Consider the following 5,360-nt stretch of genomic DNA (forward strand, 5'->3'; position numbering starts at 1 on the left):
GCCCCTCGCGCTCGACGTGGCCGGCGTAGCGGACCGGGCCGACCGCGGGCGCGACCGCGGCGAGCAGCCGCTTGCGGTCGGCGAGCGCCAGCCCGCGCAGGTCGCGCCCGGCCAGGGCCAGCAGGTCGAACGCGAACAGCGTCCCGGGCCGCTGCAGCGCGGCGCCCGCGGCGGCGGAGGGGTCCGCGCCGACGCGCGCCTCGAGCCCCTCCGGCGAGGCCCGCCCCTCGTCGTCGAGCACGACCAGCTCCCCGTCGAGCACCGGATCTCCCGGCAGGAGCCCCACGGCGAGCGCCACCTCGGGGAAGCGCGCGGCGAGGTCCTCGCCCGCCGGCGTGCGCAGCACCGCCCCCATGCCCTCGCGGCGCGCCGACACGCGCCGGCCGCCCTGCGCCACCTCGAAGAGCCAGCCGGCGCGGTCGAACGGCGCGCGGCGCGCCCCCGGCAGCATCGGCGCGACCCCTCGCCGCGGGAGCGGGCGCGCCGGGGCGCCCAGGCGCGCGGCCTCGCGCGCGGCCGCCTCGGCCCGGCTCGCCCCGGCCGCGAGCTCCTCCACCGTGCGGCCGGAGAGCACCGAGGCCTCGGGGAACGGCCGCCCCGGCCCGGCGAACGGATCGCCGCGGTGCTTCAGGAGCAGCCACTCGCGCTTCCCGCCCTCCGCGGCGCGGGTCCGGACCAGCGTCCACTCACCGTGGAGCTTGTGGCCGCGCAGCCGGAAGACGAGCTTGCCGCGGGCCAGCCCGTCCTCGGGGTCGCCGACCGGCCACCACGCGCCGCGATCCCACACGATGACGGCCCCGGCGCCGTAGTTCCCCGCGGGAATGATCCCCTCGAAGTCGGCGTACTCGACCGGGTGATCCTCGACCTCGATGGCCATGCGGCGGTCGGACGGGTCGGCGGAAGGGCCCTTCGGCACGGCCCAGCTCCGCAGCGTGCCGCCCAGCTCCAGCCGGAAGTCCCAGTGGAGCCGCCGCGCCGCGTGCTTCTGGACCACGAAGGCCCGCGCCGGGCCGGGATCGCGCGCGCCGGGCTCACGGCCGCCGAACGGCTCCGGCGTCCGGCCCGGGTCGCGCATGGCGCGGTATCGCTCCAGCCGGTCGGGCACCGCAGGTGATCTAGCCCCCGCCCGCCCCCGCGGCCCGCGCTTCCCAGATCCGCCCGCGCGTGCGAACCTCGGCGGACGTATGTGGGGTTACCGCACCCGCGAGGTCGCCCGCATGCTCGGCCTCCCGCCGGCGGAGGTCCGGCGCTTCGCGCGCGCCGGCTTCGTGGCGGCGCGTCGCGGGCCGCGCAACGAGCTGCGCTTCTCGTTCCAGGACCTCGTGCTGCTGCGGGCGGCCGCCGGGCTGGTAGAGGCGCGGCTCCGGCCGGCCCGGGTTCGCCGCGCGCTGCGCCGGCTCGCGGCGCAGCTCCCGGAGGGCCGCTCGCTCGCGTCGGTCCACGTGGCCGCCGAGGGCGGGCGGGTGGTGGTGCGCGACGGCGGTGCGCGCTGGCACCCGGAGACGGGGCAGGTGCTGCTCGACTTCGAGATCGGCGAGCTGGCCCGGCGGGTGGCGCCGCTGGTGCGCGCGGCGGCCCGGCGCGGCCGGGGAGTCCGGCCGCTCGACGGCGAGGCCTGGTTCCACTGGGGCCGCGATCTGCACGACGTGGCGCCCGCCGAGGCGCGCACCGCCTACCGGCAGGCGCTCGGGGTCGCGCCGGATCACGCCGGCGCCCACCTGCACCTGGCGCGGCTGCTCCTGCGCGACGGCGGCGACGCGCGCGCGGCGGAGCTGCACCTGCGCCGCGCGCTCGAGGACCCGGCGCTGCGCGCGCCCGCCGGCGTGGAGCTCTCCGCGGCGCTCGAGGCCCAGGGGCTGCTCGACGAGGCCCTGCTCGCGTGCGCCCGCGCCCTGGAGTCCGATCCCGCGCTCCCCGAGGCGCACCGCGCAGCCGCCCGGCTGCTCACGCGGCTGGGCCGCGCCGAGGATGCCCGCCGGCACCTCGACGCGGCCAGCCGGCGCGGCTAGCGCGAGCCCGGCGGACGGCGCGCCGCGCGCTGCCCGTCCTGGCTGCGCTTCAGCGCGCGCGCCGCGGCGAGGTGCGCCTCGGCGACGTTCTCGGTGTCGTCCAGCCACTTCTTCAGGCGCGGGTCCTGGCCCGGCGTCCGGTTGCGCATCGTCTTCAGGTCCTGGACGTAGCGCTGCTCGACGTCGATGGCGGCGCGGACCAGCTCGCGGTCGAACGCGTCGCCCTGCGCGGCGCGCAGCCGGTCCATCATCTGCTGGTGCCCGGCGCGCTCGTGCTCCGGCAGCGGCAGCGTCGTCACGTCCTGCCCGCGCTCGCGCACCAGCGCCGCGAGCTCCCCGTCCACCCGGCGGGCGTCCTGCTCCAGCGTGCGGCCGAAGTCCTTCACCGCCTGCGACGCGCCCTGCTGCTGCGCGAGCTGCCCGGCGTCCACCTCGAACGCGTTGCGCAGGTGCAGGGTGGCGAGCGTGTTGCGGGCGTCCTCGGTGAGCGCCGGCTGGCCCGCCGCCGGCTGCCCGGGCGCCGCCGCGGCCGGCGGCGTGGCCCCCGGCTGCCGCGGGATCGGGCGTGGAACGCCCGGCGTCTGCGCGCCGGCGGCGGCGCCGGCCAGCGCCAGCGCCGCGCCGAGCGCGAGCCTCGAGATTCGTGCGGTGATCATGCGTGTCCCTCCCCGCACGAGAGGATGGCGACGCCGGCGAGCCCCGGCACGGTCCGTCGCGGCGCCCACCCCGCCGGCGGCGGGGCGGGCGCTCGGGTCACGTGCGCTCAGGGCCGCGGCAGCGGGGGGCGCGGCGGCATGGCGGGCCCGGCGCGCGGCGGCGCGACCGCCGCGTTGCGCACCGGCTCCTCGGCGCGCGCGGTCTTCAGCACGTTCATGGCGGCCGCGATCATGGAGCCGACGTCGGAGAGCGTGGCCGGCAGGATGACCGTGTTGTTCACCTTGGCGAGGTGGCCGAACTGCTCCACGTACTGCTCGGCCACCCGGAGCTGGACGGCCTCCACGCCGCCCGGCGCGCTGATGGCGTCGCCCACCTTGCGCAGCCCGGCGGCGGTGGCCTCCGCGATGGCGAGGATCGCCTGCGCCTGCCCCTCGGCCTCGTTGATCTGCTGCTGGCGCGAGGCCTCCGACTCCTTGATGACCTGCTGCTTCTTGCCCTCGGCGGTGTTGATGGCGGCGTCGCGCTCGCCCTCCGAGGCGAGCACCACCGCGCGCTTCTCCCGCTCGGCGCGCATCTGCTTCTCCATGGCGGCGAGCACGTCCTGCGGCGGGGTGATGTTCTTGATCTCGTACCGCAGCACCTTCACGCCCCAGGGCCCGCTGGCCTTGTCCAGCTCCGTCACCACCATGCCGTTGATGTGGGAGCGCTCCTCGAAGGTCCGGTCGAGGTCGATCTTGCCGATCTCGGAGCGGAGCGCGGTCTGCGCCAGCTGGCTGATGGCGTAGTAGTAGTCGGCGATGCCGTAGGACGCGCGCTGGGCGTCGAGCACCTTCAGGTAGAGGATGCCGTCCACCGCCACCTGCACGTTGTCCTTGGTGATGCAGATCTGCTCGGGGATGTCGACCGCCTGCTCCTTCAGCGTGTGCCGGTAGCGGATGACGTCCGCGAACGGCAGCAGCACGTGGAAGCCCGCGTCGAGCACGGTGTGGAACCGGCCCAGCCGCTCCACCACGTACGCGTTCTGCTGCGGCACCACCACCGCGGTCTTCACCACCACGAACACGGCGAAGGCCGCGATCACGATCGCGATCATCAGGCCGGCGCTCATCGCTTCCATCCCGTCCTCCCGGACCTCGTGCGCGCCGTCAGGCGGCGCGGACCCACAGCAACACGCCCTCGACCCGCTCCACCCGGCACCGCTGGCCGGCGCGCAGGGTGTCCCCGCCGACCGCGCGCGCGCGCCAGGGCACGCCGCGCAGCTCGGCGGCGCCCTCGCCGCCGGCGGGCACGTCCCCGAGCAGCACCACCTCCTCGCCGACGAGCGAGTCCACCGCGCCGCCCGGGCGCCGCGTCAGCCGATCCTGCAGGCGGCGGCGCAGGGTCGCGAGCAGCACCAGCGACACCGCGGTGAACAGCAGCCACTGCCCGACGCGGCCCAGGCCCGCCGCCGCGGCGGGCGCGACCACCAGCGCGCCCACGCCGAAGAACAGCGCGAACAGGCCGCCCGGCGTGACCAGCTCCACCACCAGCAGGCCGATCCCGGCCAGCACCCACATCCACCAGTCCATGCGCCCCTCCGACGGCCCCGGATGCTAGCAGAGGCGGGCCGCCGGCGCGCGGCGGCGCGGGCCGGGATCGCCTCCGGTCCGCCAGCGCTAGAGCCTCACCTGCAGCTCGTAGCGCCGGTTCTTCGCCTTCTTGGCCGGCGTGTCGTCGGGCTTCACCAGCGGCTTCTTCGAGCCCATGCCCACCGACTCGATCTCGCCCTGCGGGATGCCGCGCGCCACCAGCTCCTTCTCGATCACCGCGGCGCGGCGGGCGGACAGCTCCTGGTTGTGCGCGGCCGAGCCGGACGTGTCGGTGTGGCCGGACACCACGAACTTGAAGTTCTTCACGCCGGCGCCGTTGAGGCGCTTCTTCGCGTCCACGAGCGCGTTCGAGAGCCGCTTCATCTTCTGGTCGCAGCCGGGCTCGAGCTGGTCGGTGTCGGTCTTGAAGGAGCACTGGTTCTTGCGCCCCTCCTCCAGCAGGCGGCGGTTGATCTCCTTCTCGAGCTTCCCGACGGTGGCCTGGCCCGCCGCCTTCTTGGCGGCGTCCCAGGGCACCTGCGCGGCCGCCGGGGCGGCGAGGGCGAGGGTGATCACGGCGGCGAGGGCGAGGCGGGTCATGTGGATCTCCTTTGCGCGAGGCGCGGATCTTCTCCGCAGGACGGGGGCGCCGCAAGCGCCGTCGCGCGCGCCGCCGGGGCGTCGCGGTGGGCCCGGGACCCACCTGCGCACCCCGGCAGCGCGGCCGCGGCCGCGCCCGCGCGCGGAGGCCGGGCGGGCTCCCGCCGGCCAGGCGCCGTGCGCAGGATGTACGCGTCACGGAGGTGGCGCATGGCGGGACGGGTTTCGAGCACGACGACGGATCACGACACGATCCGCAGGTGGGTGGAGGAGCGCGGGGGCTGGCCGGCGTCGGTCGGCGGCACCGAGCGGGGCGACGAGACCGGCATCATCCGCATCGACTTCCCGGGCTACGGCGGCGAGGGCAAGCTGGAGCGGATCCCGTGGGACGACTGGTTCCGCAAGTTCGACGAGGCGAACCTCGCGTTCACGTACGAGGAGACCACCGCCGGCGGGCAGCGCTCGAACTTCAACAAGCTCATCGGCCGGGAGACGGCGGACGCGCGGGCGCGCGGGCGCCGGACCT

General features: G+C 76.5%; 6 protein-coding genes and 1 pseudogene. 2 read left to right on the forward strand and 5 right to left on the reverse strand.

Going from position 1 to position 5,360, the window contains the following annotated elements:
• Positions 1 to 1,105, reverse strand: a 1,105-nt coding sequence (locus tag PSR1_RS21490; RefSeq protein ID WP_272946374.1) for a DNA polymerase ligase N-terminal domain-containing protein, incomplete at its 3' end; no start/stop codon positions are given.
• Between the two features lie 79 nt (positions 1,106 to 1,184).
• Between PSR1_RS21490 and PSR1_RS21495 the strand changes: the two genes are divergently transcribed.
• On the forward strand, positions 1,185 to 2,009 hold the full coding sequence (locus tag PSR1_RS21495; protein WP_059439404.1) for a MerR family transcriptional regulator: 825 nt from the start codon (positions 1,185 to 1,187) through the stop codon (positions 2,007 to 2,009).
• Here the strand turns inward: PSR1_RS21495 and PSR1_RS21500 are convergent.
• From PSR1_RS21500 to PSR1_RS21515, 4 genes are all read right to left on the reverse strand, one after another.
• On the reverse strand, positions 2,006 to 2,665 hold the full coding sequence (locus tag PSR1_RS21500; RefSeq protein ID WP_059439405.1) for a DUF4142 domain-containing protein: 660 nt from the start codon (positions 2,663 to 2,665) through the stop codon (positions 2,006 to 2,008). The genes PSR1_RS21495 and PSR1_RS21500 overlap by 4 nt on opposite strands.
• 107 nt (positions 2,666 to 2,772) lie before the next feature.
• Positions 2,773 to 3,783 carry an SPFH domain-containing protein gene (locus PSR1_RS21505; protein WP_059439406.1) on the reverse strand — a complete coding sequence of 337 codons (1,011 nt, stop codon included), beginning with the start codon at positions 3,781 to 3,783 and terminating at the stop codon, positions 2,773 to 2,775.
• Positions 3,784 to 3,811: 28 nt separating this feature from the next.
• Positions 3,812 to 4,234, reverse strand: a complete 423-nt coding sequence (locus PSR1_RS21510) for an NfeD family protein (protein WP_059439407.1) — start codon at positions 4,232 to 4,234, stop codon at positions 3,812 to 3,814.
• Between the two features lie 87 nt (positions 4,235 to 4,321).
• Positions 4,322 to 4,834 (reverse strand): OmpA family protein, encoded by a 513-nt coding sequence (locus PSR1_RS21515; protein ID WP_059439408.1) that lies wholly within the window; start codon positions 4,832 to 4,834, stop codon positions 4,322 to 4,324.
• A 210-nt stretch (positions 4,835 to 5,044) separates the two neighbouring features.
• On the opposite strand from PSR1_RS21515, the pseudogene PSR1_RS21520 reads away from it, so the two are divergent.
• Positions 5,045 to 5,360 (forward strand): annotated as a pseudogene (locus PSR1_RS21520) (hypothetical protein); the annotation flags it as partial.

The sequence above is a fragment of the Anaeromyxobacter sp. PSR-1 genome, assembly GCF_000964525.1.
Lineage (GTDB): Bacteria > Myxococcota > Myxococcia > Myxococcales > Anaeromyxobacteraceae > Anaeromyxobacter.